Here is a 17,102-nt window from a genome sequence, read left to right on the forward strand (position 1 = left end):
CGAATGAAAGAATTGGTCACACGCAAAGCTGGTTTTGGGACATTGCCAGTGTTTTTTACAGCTATATCCACGATTTTGGGTGCGGTGATGTTTTTACGCTTTGGCTATGCGGTGGGCAGTGTAGGTTTCTTTGGGACGGTAGCCATCATCTTGATCGGTCATCTGGTGACCGTGCCTACAGCAATGGCAATAGCCGAGATCGCTACCAATCAAAAAGTAGAAGGCGGAGGAGAATACTACATTATTTCCCGTTCGTTTGGGATCAATATAGGTGCTGCGATTGGGATAGCACTGTACCTGTCTCAGGGTATCAGTGTGGCTTTTTATATCATCGCTTTTGCAGAATCTTTTGATCCTATCATAGCTTGGTTGGCGGACAATCATGGCATAGTCATCTATGACAAACGACTGATCAGCATACCAGCCCTGGCACTGCTGAGTGTATTGATGCTCACCAAGGGAGCCAACCTGGGGATGAAAGCACTGTACGGCGTAGTGGTCACGCTGTTTGTGTCGTTGTTGATGTTTTTTATGGGAGGGACAGATTATGCTACAGAAGTGGAGAGTTTTGATGTCCTAGGGCATGTCACTTCCAACAGTGGTTTCTTTGTGGTGTTTGCGATTATCTTTCCAGCATTTACAGGGATGACGGCAGGAGTAGGCTTGTCTGGAGACCTCAAGGACCCTAAAAAATCCATCCCTATGGGTACATTGGCCGCTACCCTTATCGGGATGGTGATCTACGTCTTCATCGCCTACAAACTGACCTTCAATGCCAGCCCAGGAGATTTGGTAAACGATCCGTTGATCATGGCCAAAATAGCACTCTGGAGTCCAATTATCTACATTGGTTTGGCAGCAGCGACTATTTCTTCTGCGCTGGGTTCGATCATGGTGGCACCTCGTACATTGCAGGCATTGGCCGGGGACAAAATTTTTCCAGCCTCTGGCATCAACGACTTTCTATCCAAGGGAAAAAAGGGAAGTAATGAACCTGTCAACGCTACTTTGATTACCGTAGGAATTGCCTTGTTTTTTGTGGCGATGGGAGATATTGACTCGGTTGCCAAGGTGATCTCGATGTTTTTTATGGTGACGTACGGGGCGATTTGCATGATTTCATTTTTTCAGCATTTTGCCGCTGATCCCTCTTATCGTCCTGCCTTTAGATCCAAATGGTACATTTCTCTATTGGGAGCACTGATGTGTCTTTTCTTGGTGTTCAAGATGGATGCAGCCTATGCGTTTTTCTCTATGTTGATCATGGTGTTGATCTATTTGGGTCTTTCCCGATTCAACCTGGAGAAATCAGGGATGGCCAATATTTTTCAAGGAGTGATTTTTCAATTGATCCGCCAGATACAGGTTTTCATCCAAAAGGCAGACAAAGACGATCAAAACTGGAGACCTTCTGTGATTTGTATCTCGGGAGACTCGTTTGAGCGACCCACTGCCTTTGAGTTGATGCGCTGGATTTCGCATCGCTATGGTTTTGGTACCTACCTGCATTTCATCAGGGGTTATTTTTCTAAAGAGACCCATGCACTATCCAAAAGTGAGCTGGAGCGTCTGATCCGAGTAGCAGATATCTCAGGGAGCAATGTCTACGTGGATACGATGGTGTCGCCGTCCTATACTTCTGCGATTGCCCAATGCCTGCAACTACCTAGTGTATCTGGCAAGGACAACAACATGATTTTGTTTGAATTTTCCAAACGCAATCCAGTGAACCTGGCAGACATCATGGAGAACTACTCGATTGTGAGAACTTCTGGATTTGATACTTGCATTTTGGCTAGCAGTGATCGAGGATTGGAGATCAAGTCCGAGATACATATTTGGATCACACCCTCTGATTTCAACAATTCCAACCTGATGATCCTTTTGGGCTATGTGATTTTGGGACATCCCCAATGGAAAAAGGCGGAGATCAAAATCTCCACCATCGTACCACAGGAAAGTGTGGAGGCAGAGAAGGAAGAATTGCTCGAATTGATCAAATCAGGGAGACTCCCCATCTCCGCCCACAATGTCAACATCATCGAGCGAGAAGAGACACGCAGCAACAAAGAACTGATCAATCAGTATTCCAAGGATGCAGATTTGACCATCGTAGGTTTCAGATCAGAGGCCATGAAACAAATGGGGGAAGAGTTATTTCAGGGTTTTGACGAAGTGGGTGATGTGCTTTTCGTCAACTCCACTCATTCTAAAATTATTAAATAGACAGTTAACAGTCCCAGAAACAACATGCGCATAGGACTCATTTCGGATACACATGGTTTTTTGGATCCAAAGGTTTTTGACTACTTCAAAGACGTGGATCAAATCTGGCATGCGGGAGATGTGGGTACGGCTGCATTGATAGAGGAGCTGGGAGCTTTCAAACCCATATTGGGTGTGTATGGCAACATTGATGGGCAGGATGTACGTCAGCTCTTTCCTGAGGATCAGCGCTTTGTCTGCGAGGGGGTCAGGGTTTGGATCACGCACATAGGTGGCAAGGCGCCTAGTTACAACCCAAGGGTTCGTCCATTGATCCAAAAGTGGAAGCCTGACTTATTCATCTGTGGGCATTCACATATCCTCACGGTGATGCACGATCCCAAAAACAAAGGAGTACTGTTCATGAATCCTGGAGCAGCGGGTAGACATGGGTTTCACAAGGAGCGGACACTGTTGCGCTTTTCCATTAACCAAGGAAAAATATCCGACCTAGAGGTAGTCAAGCTAGGCAGTCGTGCCAGAGTGGATTGATTGTCATTTGCACTTGTGAGTCCTGAGGCCAAACCATCTTTTCATTGTACTTGCTATTACGTAATCTGAGTTCATACAAATTTTATGTAAACTTGAAGAGATCTTTTCAAATTAGGATATGACAAGTACAATTCTCGAATTACTCCAAAGACCCTTTGTGCAGTATTCACTGTTTGTAGTGCTGACGATTCTATCAATTCTTTTGACCATCCCTAAGAATGCAGATACTACTTGGATCTTAGCAGGTTACATTTTTATAGGATTTATAGTTGTGAATTCAATTTTTCTTGGTTTTGCAGCTCACAACTGGAGCTATATTCTTTATTCATTGGGGTTTTCTATCTTGTATTTGGCAAGTATCGCTGGGATTGTTCCAGGGCTCATCAAATTATTGAAAATTGAAGGGTCAGATGAAAGTGCGATGATTTTTATTTTTGTTATTTATCATCCCATTTCTTTGCTCTGTATGATGGGATTGAAGTGGATTTACTTCAAGTTGTTTTGATATTTTCAATTGATCCGTAATAATTGAACAAGGAAATGTTTGGATTGCCAGTATAAGCCATTGCTTATTTAATCAACCAAGGATTTTGAAAAGCCTGGGTGAGTGGGTGACAAAAAGGGCAGGAATAAACAATTCGTTTGGTAGGTAGTTTTTATACTTGCGTTTTAAATTAAGGGCAAAATGAAATTAAACTATCCGATCAAATTTGAACCGATTCTGAAATACAGAATGTGGGGAGGAGACAAACTAGTAGACGTACTCAACAAACAATCAAGTGAGAAGAATCTGGGCGAGAGCTGGGAAATCTCCGATGTGCCAGGTGATGCTTCTGTGGTAGCCAATGGGGATCTCAAAGGAACAGACCTCAAAGCACTCATCAATACCTATGGAGCGGACTTGGTCGGAAAGAAAAATAGCGAACGATTCGGTGCAGATTTTCCGATCTTGATCAAATACATTGATGCTAAAGTGCCGCTATCCATCCAACTGCATCCCAACGATGAGTTGGCCAAAAAGCGTCACAACTCCTTTGGCAAGACAGAAATGTGGTACGTCATGGATGCCGAGCCAGATGCAGATCTGATCGTGGGCTTCAACAAAGAAGTGACCAAAGACGAATACATCCAACATGTGGATAACAATACCCTGGAGGACATCCTCAATGTCGAAAAAGTCAAAAAAGGGGATAGTTTTTTCATCAACACAGGTAAGATTCACGCCATCGGAGCGGGTTGTTTGATAGCAGAGATACAGCAGACTTCTGACGTGACCTACAGAGTATTCGACTGGAACAGATTGGACAAAGACGGTCAACCCAGAGAGTTGCATACAGAGTTGGCATTGGATGCCATAGATTTTGAGAAGAAGGATGATTTCTGGTTGAAGTATGATAAAAAGGAAAATGCCTCCAATGAGATTGCAAGCTGTCCTTACTTCACGACCAACTATCTCCCTGTCAAAGGTGAAACAGCAGTTGATTACAGCACGACGGACTCATTTGTGATCTACATGTGTGTGGATGGAGAGGGAACCGTCACTGCCAACGATCACAGTGTCTCTATCAAAAAGGGAGAAACGATTTTGCTGCCAGCAGCGATTGACCAAGTACAATTGAAGTCTAATGGCATGGAGTTGCTAGAGGTGACTGTTTGAGATTAACAAAAGGAGTACGTTTACTTTGTTGTGAGCGTACTCAAATTTTGTAAAAAATAAAGAAACGAAGCATAACAGCGAATGACAGATAAATGGTCGGAATATTTGAGTGAATTGGATAATTAAAGTCATTTCCAACATCAAGTGAAATTGTTTTTGATAGCGTCATTGATGGCACTATGTTATAAGACCCCACCAAATATCTCCAAAAAAAATATTTTGGCAGAATTGATTTTTTCTAGTGTAATTTTGGCTTTAGAAATATGTCAATTGTACGAAAAGTGAAGTCGATCGAACGCTTGTTTGGGCGACTTGAGCAGGAAATCATCCAGTTTAATTCCTCCGCAAATTTGCACTGCAAGCCAGGATGTGGCAAGTGTTGCGCCAAAGCAGATATTGATGCCTCTCCCCTAGAGTTTCTACCTTGGTCTTTTCACCTCTTCCTCAATGGCCAGGCAGAGCAAGTATTGGATCAACTCACCAATGATGCGCCAGCCCTATGCTACATCTATCAACCCCTAACCCTCTTGGACAGTCATAGCGGTAGCTGTAGTGACTATGCCCACCGTGGGTTGATCTGCCGACTGTTTGGCTATGGTGCAAGTCGAGACAAATTCGGGCAATTGCGCTTAGCCACCTGCAAAATCATCAAAGAGAGCCAAGCAGAGAATTACCAAAAAGTAAGCGAAGCAATTGCTCAAGGTCAATACGTACCGATCTTTTCTGATTATTACCAGCAATTGGCGCAGATAGATATTCGTCTGGGCAACACCATGGTGCCCATCAATCAAGCATTGAAGATGGCACTTGAAGAGGTTTTGCAACACTACGCATATCGGCCTTTTCCAAGGGGCTTGAAAGGAGCTGCCTAAAACCTGAAGCTTTGTAATTTATCGAGAGGGTTACACAAAAAGAATTCTTTTTCAGATCACCCTTTTGCACCTCAGTGCATAGATTTGTTTTATGGAAGCATATCATTTTATTTACCTATTCACGGGGTTGTTTTTGGGAGGCTCGGTGAGTTGGTTTATCGCCAAGGCCAAGTTTGAATCTGGTGTCAATTCTGAAGATACTCTCAAAGCCAAAGAACTAGAAATGCAGCTCAAAATGGAGCAGGAACGCTCCGTCTCTCTGGGCAAAGATATTGCAACCATCAATACCGAACTGCGGACGGAAAGAGACAAGGGACTTCATCTCAGCAACCAGTACGCCCGCCTAGAAACCGAACACAAGAACCTACAGGAGACGCTCAAAACTCAGAAGGGAGAACTCAATGAGATCAAAGAGAAATTCTCGGCAGAGTTTAAAAATCTCGCCAATGAAATCTTCGAAGAGAAGAGCAAGCGATTTACAGATCAAAACAAATTACAAGTCGGTGAACTACTCAAACCGCTAGGGGAGAAGATTCTCGAATTTGAGAAAAAAGTGGATCAAACCAACAAGGACAGTAATGCTTGGAATCTGACCCTCAAGCATCAAATCGACGACCTCAAAGGTGCCAATGTAAAGATGACCAAAGAAGCAGAAAATCTTGTCAAAGCACTGAAGGGCGATTCTAAAACTCAAGGCAACTGGGGAGAAATGCAACTCGAAGGCATCTTAAACAAAGTCGGACTAGAAAGAGAGGTACACTACTCGCGAGAAAAGAACTTTAAGAATGAAGATGGCAACAACCAACGTTTGGACTTTATTGTCAATCTGCCTGATGGCAAGAGTATCGTGATCGATTCCAAAGTTTCTCTCACCGCTTACGCCCGCTACTTCGAGGAAACTGAAGAAATCAGAAAGGCTCATTACCTCAGAGAACACATCGATAGTGTCAATTCTCACATCAAGATATTGGGGAGCAAGGATTACCAAAATCTCTATGAGATCAATCAACCAGACTATGTGATGCTCTTTGTGGCAAACGAACCTGCATTGACCATAGCATTGCAGGAGGATCAGGGATTGTATGAAAAGGCTTTGGAAAAGAACATTGTACTGGTATCTACCTCTACGCTGATGGCGACCTTGCGCACGGTTTCATTCATTTGGAAACAAGACACCCAGAGCAAAAATGCCATTGAGATCGCACGACAAGGAGGGGCTTTGTATGATAAATTTGTCTCTTTCGTCGAGGATATCAAGAAGGTAGGAGCACAACTCGATCTGACTCAAAAAGTCTATCGTGAATCAGCCAAAAAACTGTACGATGGTACTGGCAACCTGATCAATCGTGCAGAAAAACTCAAAAACATGGGCGCCAAAGCCACCAAGGTCATGGATCAAAAACTGATAGAAAGAGCTGGAGATTAATAGCTATAATATTTAGTTTAAAACTAAAATAATTAGCATTTTTGAATTCTAGATTCGAAAATGCTATGTTAGATCAAAATCACGGGAGAGGGGCACAGAGCAACCCGCAAAATCAGTTTTTGGCACAAGGAGTGGAAGCTGATCTCGAATTTTACGAACACCTCCATCTCAGTGGCGATTCTCTGAAGCAGAAGACTTCCTACTTGAAGGTTACTCCCAAAACCATTGTTAACAAGGTCAATAGCCCTGACCTGCCCTTTCCATACTCTATGAACCCCTACCAGGGTTGTGAGCATGGCTGTATCTATTGCTATGCGCGAAATAGCCATGAATATTGGGGTTACAGTGCAGGACGAGATTTTGAGAGTAAAATATTGGTCAAAAACAACGCGGCAGCATTGCTGCGCAAGAAATTTGACAGTAAAAATTGGGTACCTGCTCCGATCATGCTATCTGGGAACACGGATTGCTACCAACCCATCGAGCGGAAACTGAAAATCACACGGAGCATCCTGCAGGTATGCCTCGAATACCGTCACCCCGTGGGATTGATTACCAAAAATGCCATGTTACTGAGAGACTTGGATATACTCAAAGAACTCGCTGCGCTGAATCTCGTCCGTGTTGTACTATCCATCACGACTCTCAACGAAAAGCTTAGAGAGAAACTGGAGCCTCGTACCTCTACTGCAGGGTTGCGTTTCAACGCAGTACGCAGACTGTCCGAAAACGGCGTGCCAGTATCGGTAATGATGGCGCCAGTCATCCCCAACATCAATAGCTCAGAAATCATGAAGATCGCCGAAAAGGCAGCTGACAATGGTGCCAAACACCTGTATCATACCGTCGTAAGACTCAATGGAGTGATTGGTCAGCTCTTTGAGGAGTGGCTTGACGAACATTATCCAGATCGCAAAGAAAAAGTACTGCATCAGATCGAAGAATTGCATGGCGGTCAATTGAATGACAGTCGTTTCAGTACGCGGATGAGGGGGGAGGGCGAGTATGCCGACCACATCGCGCAAATGTTTGTCATGGCGCGAAAGAAGTACAAGCTAGATGGTCCACGTATCCCTATGGACACTACTTTGTTTCGCAGAGCAGGAGAGAGTCAATTGAGTTTGTTTTGAGATGGTTGATTTACTGGCTTATGGGTTGCTAGGATATTCCTAAACATTCCCCAAGAGGTATTTCTCTGGATCAAAGATGTTTTTCAAAGTCTTCACTACCAGAGACTTCAAGAGATAGAACTTTGGAAAAGCTAACTCTGCCAAAATGAAAGTTTAGTTTTTCTTCAAGCGGTGGGTGATATGTTCTATTTTTCCTTTGAGCGAGCGGAGGTATAGCTGCTCCACTTTTTCTCTGGCCCACGGAGTTTTTCTTAGGAAAGCCAAACTGGATTTGTAGGTAGGGTTGTTGTTGAAGCAATTGATTCTTATGTGCTTACCTAGCTCTGTCCAGCCATACATTTCGATTAATTCTGTCAACATATCTGCCAATTTAACCCCATGCAGAGGGTTGTTGACTTGATCGGTGGGTACTTCTTTTTTATTGTTGTCTTCCATGGATGGCATCTTGTGATTATTGAACTGCAAGATAGTTAACGAATCGATTAGTTTTTTGATGGATAAGGTTTAGTGAAGGGTGTGTTTGTGTTGGGACTGAAAATGCAATTACAGTGGGATCGGAATACTCAACTGCACCCTGATGGTCAAGATGTTATCATTGCCTTTCTTGTTGCCCCAAGCAGAGATATTGTCGAGGTAGTCTGTGAGGGTATTGGTGAATCCCCCTTGCATACCTACGCCATAGCCGTTGTTGAGGTAGTATTTGAATCCGATTTGAGTAGGTAGAATGAATGTCAGATTGCGATACGTTTCATTCAATGCTCTGGTATCTGTTTGATCCATGAGTTCATTCAAATCTTCATCTTTGGGAACATAGCGCATGAGTCCTATGCCTTGAGATACATATACTCTCCAGTTTTCTTTGTGGATGAGATTGTAGTGAACTTCGAAATTGAAACTGAAGTAGTTGGTACTGAATGTTTCATTGGGAGTAGTGGGAGAGCCACTGCCATCATCATATTGATAATCCAGTTCGTTGCCTTGGATTGAGCCAAAGTTGAGCACAAAGTTGCCATTGAGTCGTTTGTTGCGATTCAGTTCCAGCCCGACTGCAACCAACATCCGCCCTCCCGCATATCCATCGCCCAAATCACCACGGTAGTGCGAAGACCCAAGGCCAAGCAACAGTGCTTTTTGTTTTTTGACATGTGTGGTACTATCCTGTGCCTGCAATGATGCCGCCAAGAGTAAAAGGAGGGTGATATGTAGAATTGAATTTTTCAAAGCAAAAAAATAACCGAGCATTAAGTTACTCGGTTACTAATTTAAATGTTGTGTTTTGACAAAGTCAATTATAGGTCTGACAAATCAAAAGTATCCATGAAGGAAGTATTGAATTGTCCTGACTTGAATATTTCGTCATCCATCAATTTGATATGGAACGGAATAGTCGTCTTGATACCTTCGATGACAAATTCTTCCAAGGCTCTTTTCATTCTCACCAAGGCTTCTTCTCTGGTTTGAGCAGAGATAATCACCTTAGCAATCATAGAGTCATAGTTCGGAGGAATCGTATAGCCAGCATAGACATGGCTATCGATACGCACACCATGTCCACCAGGTAGATGCAAATTGGTAATCTTGCCTGGCGAAGGTCTAAAATCTTTCGCTGGATCTTCTGCATTGATTCGACACTCGATGGCATGAAGCTGCGGGAAGTAATTTTTTCCAGAGATAGGAATACCTGCTGCCACTTTGATTTGTTCTTTGATGAGGTCAAAATCAGTGACTTCTTCTGTGATCGGGTGTTCTACTTGGATTCTGGTGTTCATCTCCATGAAGTAGAAATCACCGTGTTTGTCCAAAAGAAACTCTACGGTACCTGCGCCTTCGTATTTGATGGCTTCCGCACCTTTGATTGCTGCTGCACCCATTCGCTCTCTCAACTCTTGCGTCATCACGCTAGCAGGGCATGGCGTTTCTTCTGTCAATTTTTGGTGTCTACGCTGTACCGAACAATCTCGCTCTGATAGGTGACATGCACGACCAGTACTGTCTCCTACAATTTGGATTTCTACGTGACGAGGCTCCTCTACGAATTTTTCCAAATACATTCCGTCATTACCAAATGCGGCTTTAGATTCAGTACGGGCATCATCCCATGCTTTTTGGAATCCACTTTCATCACGAATGATACGCATACCACGCCCTCCACCACCTGCTGTGGCTTTGATGATGACAGGATATTTGATTTTTTTGGCGATTTCCTTGCCTTCTTCTACAGATTTCAACAATCCATCCGAACCAGGTATGGTAGGTACGCCTGCCTGTTTCATGGTTTCTTTGGCGGTGGCTTTGTCGCCCATGCGGTTGATCATCTCTGCACTCGCACCGATAAATTTGATGCCGTATTCTTCACATACTCTAGAGAATTCTGCATTTTCGGACAAGAATCCATATCCAGGATGAATGGCATCTGCATTGGTAATTTCTGCAGCAGATACTATTTTTTTGATGTCGAGGTACGATTGAGAACTCGGAGGAGGGCCAATACATACCGCTTCGTCAGCAAATCTTACGTGAAGACTGTCTGCGTCGGCCGTAGAGTAAATCGCTACGGTTTTGATCCCCATCTCTTTACAAGTTCTGATTACTCTTAGAGCAATTTCCCCCCTGTTTGCTATTAATATTTTCTTAAACACTTAGTCGGTATTTAATTTGAAGTAAAAATTATGATGGATCTACCAGGAATAGAGGTTGGTCATACTCAACTGGTTGAGCATTTTCTACCAATACTTTCACGATTGTTCCTGATACTTCAGATTCAATTTCATTGAATAGCTTCATCGCCTCGATGATGCATACTGGATCGCCAGCGCTTACTTTGTCTCCTATGCTGACAAACTCTGGGGATTCAGGGTTAGCAGATCTATAGAAAGTGCCGATCATTGGAGATTTTATCGTGAGGTAGTTTCCTTCACTTTTAGGAGCGGCGGCAGTTGCTGCTGGTGCAGCTGCAACTGGTGCTGCCACGGGCGCTGGTGCCACTGCTACTGGCGAAGGAGCGGAAGCAACCATTTTTTCAACTACTTGCGTTTCGCTGCTTCTCTTTACTTTTATCTTGAATTCTTCTGTCTCAATATTTACTTCTTCTAAGCCTGTGCTAGAAAGGAAGTCGATTAAATCTCTGATTTCTTTAACCTTCATTTGATTGATGTTTAATTTTAGATTTCCCTGAGCTGCCTCTTTTGGGATATTACCTTACAAATTTAAGAGAATCGAGCAATTAAAAAATTGAACGATTAGATACAAAAAAAAGAGTAACGAATTACTTCTTTACTCTTTCTACATAAGCTCCTGTTTGGCTTTCGATTTTCAATACGTCTCCTTGGTTGACAAACAAAGGAACCTGAATTTCAGCGCCAGTTTCTAGTTGTGCTGGCTTACTTGCGTTGGTTGCTGTGTCACCCTTGAGTCCTGGCTCTGTGTAAGTCACCTCCAATATTACATGGTTTGGCAATTCACATCCCAAGATTAATTCCTCTTCTGCATGAAAGACCACGGTCACGTCTTGTCCATCTTTGAGGAACTGAGGTGCGTCGATCAATTCTGCTTGGAGTGAAATCTGCTCATAGGTATTGCTATCCATGAAGTTGTAGCCCAATTCGTCTTTGTAGAGAAATTGATAATCTCTACGCTCAATTCTCGCCGTATTGACCTTGACGCCAGCGGTAAAAGTGTTGTCTATCACTTTACCAGTTTTGACGTTTTTCAATTTAGTCCTTACGAAAGCAGGACCTTTTCCAGGTTTTACGTGCTGAAAATCAATGATGAAATACAATCCGTGATTGTATTCTATGCACATTCCATTTTTAAAATCTGCCGTACTAGCCATTCTGAATTTGAATTTTAATGTTTACGTTACTTTGGGTCATAGGCCCATTTCAAATAAATAGAACCCCAAGTGAATCCACCACCAAAGGCAGCTAAGACAATGTTATCACCTTTTTTGAGTTGATTTTCATAGTCCCAGAGACAAAGTGGTAGCGTGCCCGCCGTGGTATTTCCATATTTTTGGATATTGATCATGACCTTTTCGTCATCGATCTCCATACGTCTCGCTGTAGCATCAATGATGCGCTTGTTGGCTTGATGAGGGACTAGCCAAGCTATGTCATCTCCAGTCAGCTTGTTTCTTTCCATGATTTCGGCAGAGACATCAGCCATATTGGTCACTGCAAATTTGAATACAGTTGACCCTTCTTGGAAGGCGTAATGTTTTTTAGCCAACACACTTTCTACGGTGGCGGGTAGTCTACTACCTCCACCTTGCATACCTAGGTATTCGGCTCCAGACCCATCGGTCTTCAGGATCGAATCTATGATACCATTGCCTTCTTTGTCTTCTTCTAGCAGCACAGCTCCACCGCCATCTCCAAAGATGATACAGGTAGTACGGTCTTCGTAGTTGATGATTGAGGACATCTTGTCTGCCCCTATGATTATCACTTTTTTGTAAGTGCCAGACTCGATAAACTGTGCGCCAGTAGTCAGCGCAAATAGAAAGCCTGAGCACGCAGCTGACATGTCGAAGCTAAACGAGTTGACAGCACCGATTTTGTCAGCGATGATATTGGCAGTAGCGGGGAAGGGCATGTCAGGAGTGACAGTGGCGCAGATAATCAAATCTATGTCCTTGGGGTCTGTCCCTGTTTTCTCCAAGAGACCCTTGCAAGATTCTATACCGATGACTGAGGTACCTTGTCCCTCGCCTTTCAAAATTCTTCTTTCTTTGATACCTGTTCGGGAGGTGATCCACTCATCACTGGTCTCCACCATGGTTTCTAATTCTGCATTGGTCAACACGTAGTCTGGTACATAACCATGTACGCCTGTAATAGCAGCTCTTATCTTACTCATTTGCAAAAGGTGTTAAATGGTAACTTCTGGTTGATGTTTGGCAACTGTTGGTATCATATAAGGCGGCAATTTAAGCAATTATTTCAGTTTTGAAAGCCGTAAATAGTTGCACCACAGATGGTATGCACGCATCATTCATATAAACACAGAAAGTCTGCTGATCTAGCAGACTTCTAATATTTTGCCAAATAGCCTCAATCAATTATGCCGCTACTTCTTTCTCTATTACTACTTTTCCTTTGTAGTATAGATTACCTTCATGCCAGTAAGCTCTATGAGGTAAATGTGCCTCTCCAGTAGTCGCACAAACTACATAGTTTTTAGCCTCAGACTTGTAGTGTGTTCTTCTTTTGTCTCTTCTCGTTTTCGAGATTTTGCGTTTTGGATGCGCCATTTTCTTATTTTTTTAATTTTCCTTATTCTTAATATTTTTTAATAAAGCCCATCTTGGGTCTATATCTTGATCGTCCGATTCTTCTGATTCGTTTTCATCTTCTTCCGAAGAATAAACCAATGAGAGCTCGTATTCATCATCTTCCTCCTCTTCAAACTTGGGATGAAGTTTTTTCATCGGGATACTCAAGGTCAGGTAGTCAAAAATGCATTTTTCTACATTGATGCTTTGCTGTCCATCAGGTATCGTCCAGATGTCATCTTGACTGTCGTCAAAATCTTCCCCGTATTTGAGAATCAGTTGCTCTTCTATGTCGATAGGATGATCGAATGCCTCTAAACTCCTGTCACACACCAATTCTACAGTCCCAGTGATTGAAAAATTGACCTCAATCAACCTTTCTTTTTTTACCAGTTCTATGGCGCAATGAGCCTTTCCAGATTCAATTACACTATCATCATATTTCTCAAAGAGCGAATTGTCAATGTCAAAACTGAATGAATGAGAACCCAATCTGAGCCCATAAATGTCAATTCTGAAGTGTTTATTCTCTTTCATATCGTTTGTCAGAAAATAAGTCCGCAAATTTAGAGATTAAAATTTATAATTTAAAAACTATTTCTGAATTTTGGTCTGAATATTAGACTTCTGTCCAAAAACATCTACTATTGATTATGAGAGACTTGCTACTGCCGATGTTTGGAAACGTATTCCAAAAGGAACTCATCGATGAAATAGAAGACAAAGCCGTTCTAAAAAATCTAAAAGCAGGTACTACCCTGATAGATTATGGCAAATATATCAAATCGATTCCGCTTGTGTTGAATGGGGCAATTAAAATTGTCCGTGAAGACGAAAAGGGTCATGAATTGTTTTTGTACTATCTCAATGGTGGTGATACCTGTGCGATGTCTTTGACCTGCTGTATGAACCATAAAAAGAGCGAAATCAAAGCTATTGCAGAGACCGAAGCGCAAATGGTCATGATCCCTCTAGAGTACATGGATGAATGGATGAAGTATGCTAGTTGGAGGCAGTTCGTTTTTCGCTCATACAATGCTCGTTTCGAAGAAATGCTGAGCGCATTGGATGCTGTAGCTTTTATGAATCTGGATGAGCGACTTCTGAATTATCTCCTGGATGTCAAGACCAACACAGGCACCTTTGAGATATTCAAGACTCATCAGGAGATAGCTACCGATCTCGGAACCTCGCGGGTAGTTATTTCTCGTCTTCTCAAGCGCTTGGCTGAAGAAGATCAAATCGAGCTGCATCGCAACAGAATAGAAATATTGTAGTGTAACAATGGTTACATATTTGGCTCGTACACTCTACTAATTTTGTAGGTATGATTAAATTGCCCTAAATGGAGAAGCTCTTCCCAATCATTGCTACACTAAGGAATTATCATAAGTCTCACCTCAAGGGAGATTTGACGGCTGGCTTGATTGTCGGGATTTTACTCGTTCCACAAGGGATGGCATACGCCATGATTGCGGGTTTGCCTCCCGTCTACGGCTTGTATGCAGCGATCTTTCCTCAGATTGTTTATGCTCTATTTGGTAGCTCTCGGCAGTTGGCAGTAGGGCCAGTGGCCATGGATTCGTTGCTCGTTGCGACTGGGGTGTCAGCATTGGCTGCTGCAGGCAGTGATCACTACATTGAGTTGGCAGTTTTGTTGGCGCTCATGATAGGGATGATCCAGTTGACCATGGGGCTATTTAGATTGGGATTCTTGACCAATTTCTTGTCAAGGCCTGTGATCACGGGATTCACTATAGCCGCAGTGTTGATCATCATGGTCAATCAGTTGAAATATTTGACAGGAGTTGATCTTTCACGCAGCAAATATTTGCACGAAATAATTGTAGAACTGATATCCAAAACCTCTGACATCAACTGGTACTCATTTGCTATTGGGGTTTCCGGCGTATTATTGACGTTAGTGTTGCGAAAAATCAGCCCCAAAGTCCCTGCGAGTTTGGTGTTGGTAGTCTTGGGCTCTCTTGTCGTTTATTTCTTTCACTTAGAAACAATAGGGGTGAGCATCATAGGTTTCGTCCCAAAGGGAATCCCATCCGTGCAAGTCCCTACTTGGACTTGGTATCAAATACAGAGTTTACTTCCTACCGCCATTACACTGGCAATCATTGGTTTCATAGAGGCCTATTCTTTGGCGCAAGCTGTTCAGGTTAATCACAAGAACGAATATGAAGTCAAATCCAACCGAGAACTTATTGCATTGGGGATGGGGAATATGATAGGGTCTATGTTTAGCAGTTTTACTACGACAGGTGGCTTTAGTCGTACAGCCGTCAATGATGCAGCTGGAGCGAAAACCACTCTTGCTTTGATTTTTAGTGCGATGGTTGTCTTGTCTGTGCTGATGTTTATGACGGGACTGTTCTATTATTTGCCTCACGCTGCCTTGGCTGCTATTATTATTATGGCAGTGGCTGGATTGATCAAAGTCGAAGAAGTCAAGCGATTGTGGAAAACGGATCGCTATGATTTTGTGATGATGCTGGTAGCATTGGGAGGTACGATTATGCTAGGGATTGAATGGGGAATCGGATTGGGAGTGGTGATTTCACTTATTGTATTGATCTACAAGACATCTACCCCGCACATAGCAGAATTGGGTCAAATAGAAGGGACACATACCTTTAGGAATCTGGAGCGCTTCAAAAATGCTCAGGATAGACCAGAAATTGGGATTTTGAGATTTGATGCCCGTTTGTATTTTGCCAATACGGTCGCACTACGAGAAAAAATCGACGAGATGCTTGCTAAAAAGACCGAAATGAAACTTTTTGTTTTGGATGCACAGAGCATAGGAGATGTAGATTCTAGTGGGATGGAGACGCTTCACCGCATCTACGAAAATTTGAACCAAAGAGGAATCCAATTCAAATTGGCAGCAGTAATTGGTCCTGTGAGGGACAAACTATATCGATCAGGATTAGTGAGTCAGATAGGCCTACACAACTTTCATGAATCTATTGAATCTGCTATTGGAATCATACCCAAAGAAGAAATTCCCTTTCAGACGAATGTCTCTGGAGTTTAGAGCCATTTTTTGAAGTGCAAAGCCATCAGCACAGTGCACTGCATTTTTTTTTGATTTCTGGCAAAGTATTTGTTTTCTCTCTCATAACTATAGAATGAAGATGATGAAAAGTTTAGTGATGATATTGATGTTCTTGTTTTTGACTATCGTAGCGGTATTTGGTCAGGACAAAATGTCGAAAAGAGAGTTGAAAATGCAGGCCAAACAGGAAGCGTATTCAGAGACGAAGGAGTTGGTCAAGTCTGGCGCTTTTTCTTTTACTGCAGATTGGGCGAGTACACAGAGAGGTCGCCGAATCAATTTGATTGGTAATCCCAATAGCTTCATATTGAAAGATTCTACAGTGACAGGAGACTTGCCCTATTTTGGAGAAGTACAGATGTATGACATGAGCGGTGACGGTGGAATTAATTTTGATGGTACTGCCATGGGATTGACAGCCATTGCCAATGATAAGAAAATGAAAGGACTTGTGATGTTTAGTGTCAAGTCAAAGGCTGGGAATGAGGTGTACAATTGTACTTTGACTATAGTAGGTAGTAGGAGTGCTTCACTGAGTATCACCAGCAGTGCTAGAAATCGCATCACTTATGATGGGACAATTAAGCCACTGGAAACAAAACTTTAGATTCTTAAAAACAGGCGTAAAAAAGGGGTAGTGCAATTAATTGCACTACCCCTTTTTTGGTATTCTCTAGTATCTATTTGCAATTAGCAATTGCCTCTTCTGCCAATTGCAGTGCCTTTCTGGCTTCTTCTGCTTTTTGAGTCGCGATTTCTTCTTGTTCGAGGGCTTTGATTTCCATCACGCGAGCTAGCTCCATATTGGCTTCAGCGATTTCTTTTTGTTTCTTGACTTCTTTGGAGCGGCTGTTGGATATAAATCCAAAATATACCGAGATGATCAATAAAGTAGCGAGTAAAACATTCTTGCCCATG

The 17,102-nt window shown here is 42.7% G+C and carries 19 protein-coding genes; 10 read left to right on the top strand and 9 right to left on the bottom strand.

Annotation, left to right across the window (positions count from 1 at the left end):
* Nucleotides 1-3: 3 nt before the first annotated feature.
* The 7 genes from N6H18_RS09585 (at nucleotide 4) to N6H18_RS09615 (ending at nucleotide 7,842) form a co-directional block, all read left to right on the top strand.
* Complete coding sequence (locus N6H18_RS09585) at nucleotides 4-2,226, top strand: APC family permease (RefSeq protein WP_262308052.1); 2,223 nt, start codon at nucleotides 4-6, stop codon at nucleotides 2,224-2,226.
* 24 nt (nucleotides 2,227-2,250) lie between these two features.
* The gene (locus N6H18_RS09590) at nucleotides 2,251-2,757 is read left to right on the top strand and encodes a metallophosphoesterase family protein (protein WP_262308053.1); all 507 of its coding nucleotides are present in this window, start codon (nucleotides 2,251-2,253) and stop codon (nucleotides 2,755-2,757) included.
* 118 nt (nucleotides 2,758-2,875) lie between these two features.
* Nucleotides 2,876-3,262, top strand: coding sequence for a hypothetical protein (locus N6H18_RS09595; RefSeq protein WP_262308054.1), 387 nt, complete (start codon nucleotides 2,876-2,878; stop codon nucleotides 3,260-3,262).
* 180 nt (nucleotides 3,263-3,442) lie between these two features.
* Nucleotides 3,443-4,414 carry a type I phosphomannose isomerase catalytic subunit gene (locus tag N6H18_RS09600; protein ID WP_262308055.1) on the top strand — a complete coding sequence of 324 codons (972 nt, stop codon included), beginning with the start codon at nucleotides 3,443-3,445 and terminating at the stop codon, nucleotides 4,412-4,414.
* 263 nt (nucleotides 4,415-4,677) lie between these two features.
* Nucleotides 4,678-5,286, top strand: coding sequence for a YkgJ family cysteine cluster protein (locus tag N6H18_RS09605; RefSeq protein WP_262308056.1), 609 nt, complete (start codon nucleotides 4,678-4,680; stop codon nucleotides 5,284-5,286).
* A 91-nt stretch (nucleotides 5,287-5,377) separates the two neighbouring features.
* Complete coding sequence (locus tag N6H18_RS09610) at nucleotides 5,378-6,712, top strand: DNA recombination protein RmuC (protein ID WP_262308057.1); 1,335 nt, start codon at nucleotides 5,378-5,380, stop codon at nucleotides 6,710-6,712.
* Nucleotides 6,713-6,777: 65 nt separating this feature from the next.
* Nucleotides 6,778-7,842 carry a PA0069 family radical SAM protein gene (locus N6H18_RS09615; protein ID WP_262308058.1) on the top strand — a complete coding sequence of 355 codons (1,065 nt, stop codon included), beginning with the start codon at nucleotides 6,778-6,780 and terminating at the stop codon, nucleotides 7,840-7,842.
* Nucleotides 7,843-7,995: 153 nt separating this feature from the next.
* On the opposite strand, the gene N6H18_RS09620 is transcribed toward N6H18_RS09615, so the two are convergent.
* The 8 genes from N6H18_RS09620 to N6H18_RS09655 form a co-directional block, all read right to left on the bottom strand.
* The gene (locus tag N6H18_RS09620; RefSeq protein WP_262308059.1) at nucleotides 7,996-8,277 is read right to left on the bottom strand and encodes a VF530 family protein; all 282 of its coding nucleotides are present in this window, start codon (nucleotides 8,275-8,277) and stop codon (nucleotides 7,996-7,998) included.
* A 108-nt stretch (nucleotides 8,278-8,385) separates the two neighbouring features.
* Nucleotides 8,386-9,063: an outer membrane beta-barrel protein gene (locus N6H18_RS09625; RefSeq protein WP_262308060.1), complete on the bottom strand. Its 678-nt coding sequence runs from the start codon at nucleotides 9,061-9,063 to the stop codon at nucleotides 8,386-8,388.
* A gap of 68 nt (nucleotides 9,064-9,131) precedes the next feature.
* Nucleotides 9,132-10,481, bottom strand: coding sequence for an acetyl-CoA carboxylase biotin carboxylase subunit (gene accC, locus N6H18_RS09630; protein WP_262308061.1), 1,350 nt, complete (start codon nucleotides 10,479-10,481; stop codon nucleotides 9,132-9,134).
* A gap of 28 nt (nucleotides 10,482-10,509) precedes the next feature.
* Nucleotides 10,510-10,986, bottom strand: coding sequence for an acetyl-CoA carboxylase biotin carboxyl carrier protein (gene accB, locus N6H18_RS09635; RefSeq protein ID WP_262308062.1), 477 nt, complete (start codon nucleotides 10,984-10,986; stop codon nucleotides 10,510-10,512).
* Nucleotides 10,987-11,107: 121 nt separating this feature from the next.
* Entirely contained in the window at nucleotides 11,108-11,674 is a 567-nt protein-coding gene (efp, locus tag N6H18_RS09640; RefSeq protein ID WP_262308063.1) for an elongation factor P, read from the bottom strand.
* Between the two features lie 26 nt (nucleotides 11,675-11,700).
* Entirely contained in the window at nucleotides 11,701-12,699 is a 999-nt protein-coding gene (locus N6H18_RS09645; RefSeq protein ID WP_262308064.1) for a beta-ketoacyl-ACP synthase III, read from the bottom strand.
* Between the two features lie 202 nt (nucleotides 12,700-12,901).
* Nucleotides 12,902-13,093 carry a 50S ribosomal protein L32 gene (gene rpmF, locus N6H18_RS09650; protein WP_262308065.1) on the bottom strand — a complete coding sequence of 64 codons (192 nt, stop codon included), beginning with the start codon at nucleotides 13,091-13,093 and terminating at the stop codon, nucleotides 12,902-12,904.
* Nucleotides 13,094-13,105: 12 nt separating this feature from the next.
* The gene (locus N6H18_RS09655) at nucleotides 13,106-13,651 is read right to left on the bottom strand and encodes a YceD family protein (RefSeq protein WP_262308066.1); all 546 of its coding nucleotides are present in this window, start codon (nucleotides 13,649-13,651) and stop codon (nucleotides 13,106-13,108) included.
* 116 nt (nucleotides 13,652-13,767) lie between these two features.
* On the opposite strand from N6H18_RS09655, the gene N6H18_RS09660 reads away from it, so the two are divergent.
* From N6H18_RS09660 to N6H18_RS09670, 3 genes are all read left to right on the top strand, one after another.
* Nucleotides 13,768-14,391, top strand: coding sequence for a Crp/Fnr family transcriptional regulator (locus N6H18_RS09660; protein WP_262308067.1), 624 nt, complete (start codon nucleotides 13,768-13,770; stop codon nucleotides 14,389-14,391).
* Between the two features lie 68 nt (nucleotides 14,392-14,459).
* Nucleotides 14,460-16,163, top strand: coding sequence for a SulP family inorganic anion transporter (locus tag N6H18_RS09665; RefSeq protein WP_262308068.1), 1,704 nt, complete (start codon nucleotides 14,460-14,462; stop codon nucleotides 16,161-16,163).
* A 100-nt stretch (nucleotides 16,164-16,263) separates the two neighbouring features.
* A complete protein-coding gene (locus tag N6H18_RS09670; protein WP_262308069.1) occupies nucleotides 16,264-16,791 on the top strand; it encodes a DUF4251 domain-containing protein in 528 nt (175 codons plus the stop codon).
* Nucleotides 16,792-16,864: 73 nt separating this feature from the next.
* On the opposite strand, the gene N6H18_RS09675 is transcribed toward N6H18_RS09670, so the two are convergent.
* Nucleotides 16,865-17,101 carry a hypothetical protein gene (locus N6H18_RS09675; protein WP_262308070.1) on the bottom strand — a complete coding sequence of 79 codons (237 nt, stop codon included), beginning with the start codon at nucleotides 17,099-17,101 and terminating at the stop codon, nucleotides 16,865-16,867.
* Between the last annotated feature and the right edge of the window lies 1 nt (nucleotide 17,102).

The sequence above is a fragment of the Reichenbachiella agarivorans genome, assembly GCF_025502585.1.
Taxonomy (GTDB): Bacteria; Bacteroidota; Bacteroidia; order Cytophagales; family Cyclobacteriaceae; genus Reichenbachiella; species Reichenbachiella agarivorans.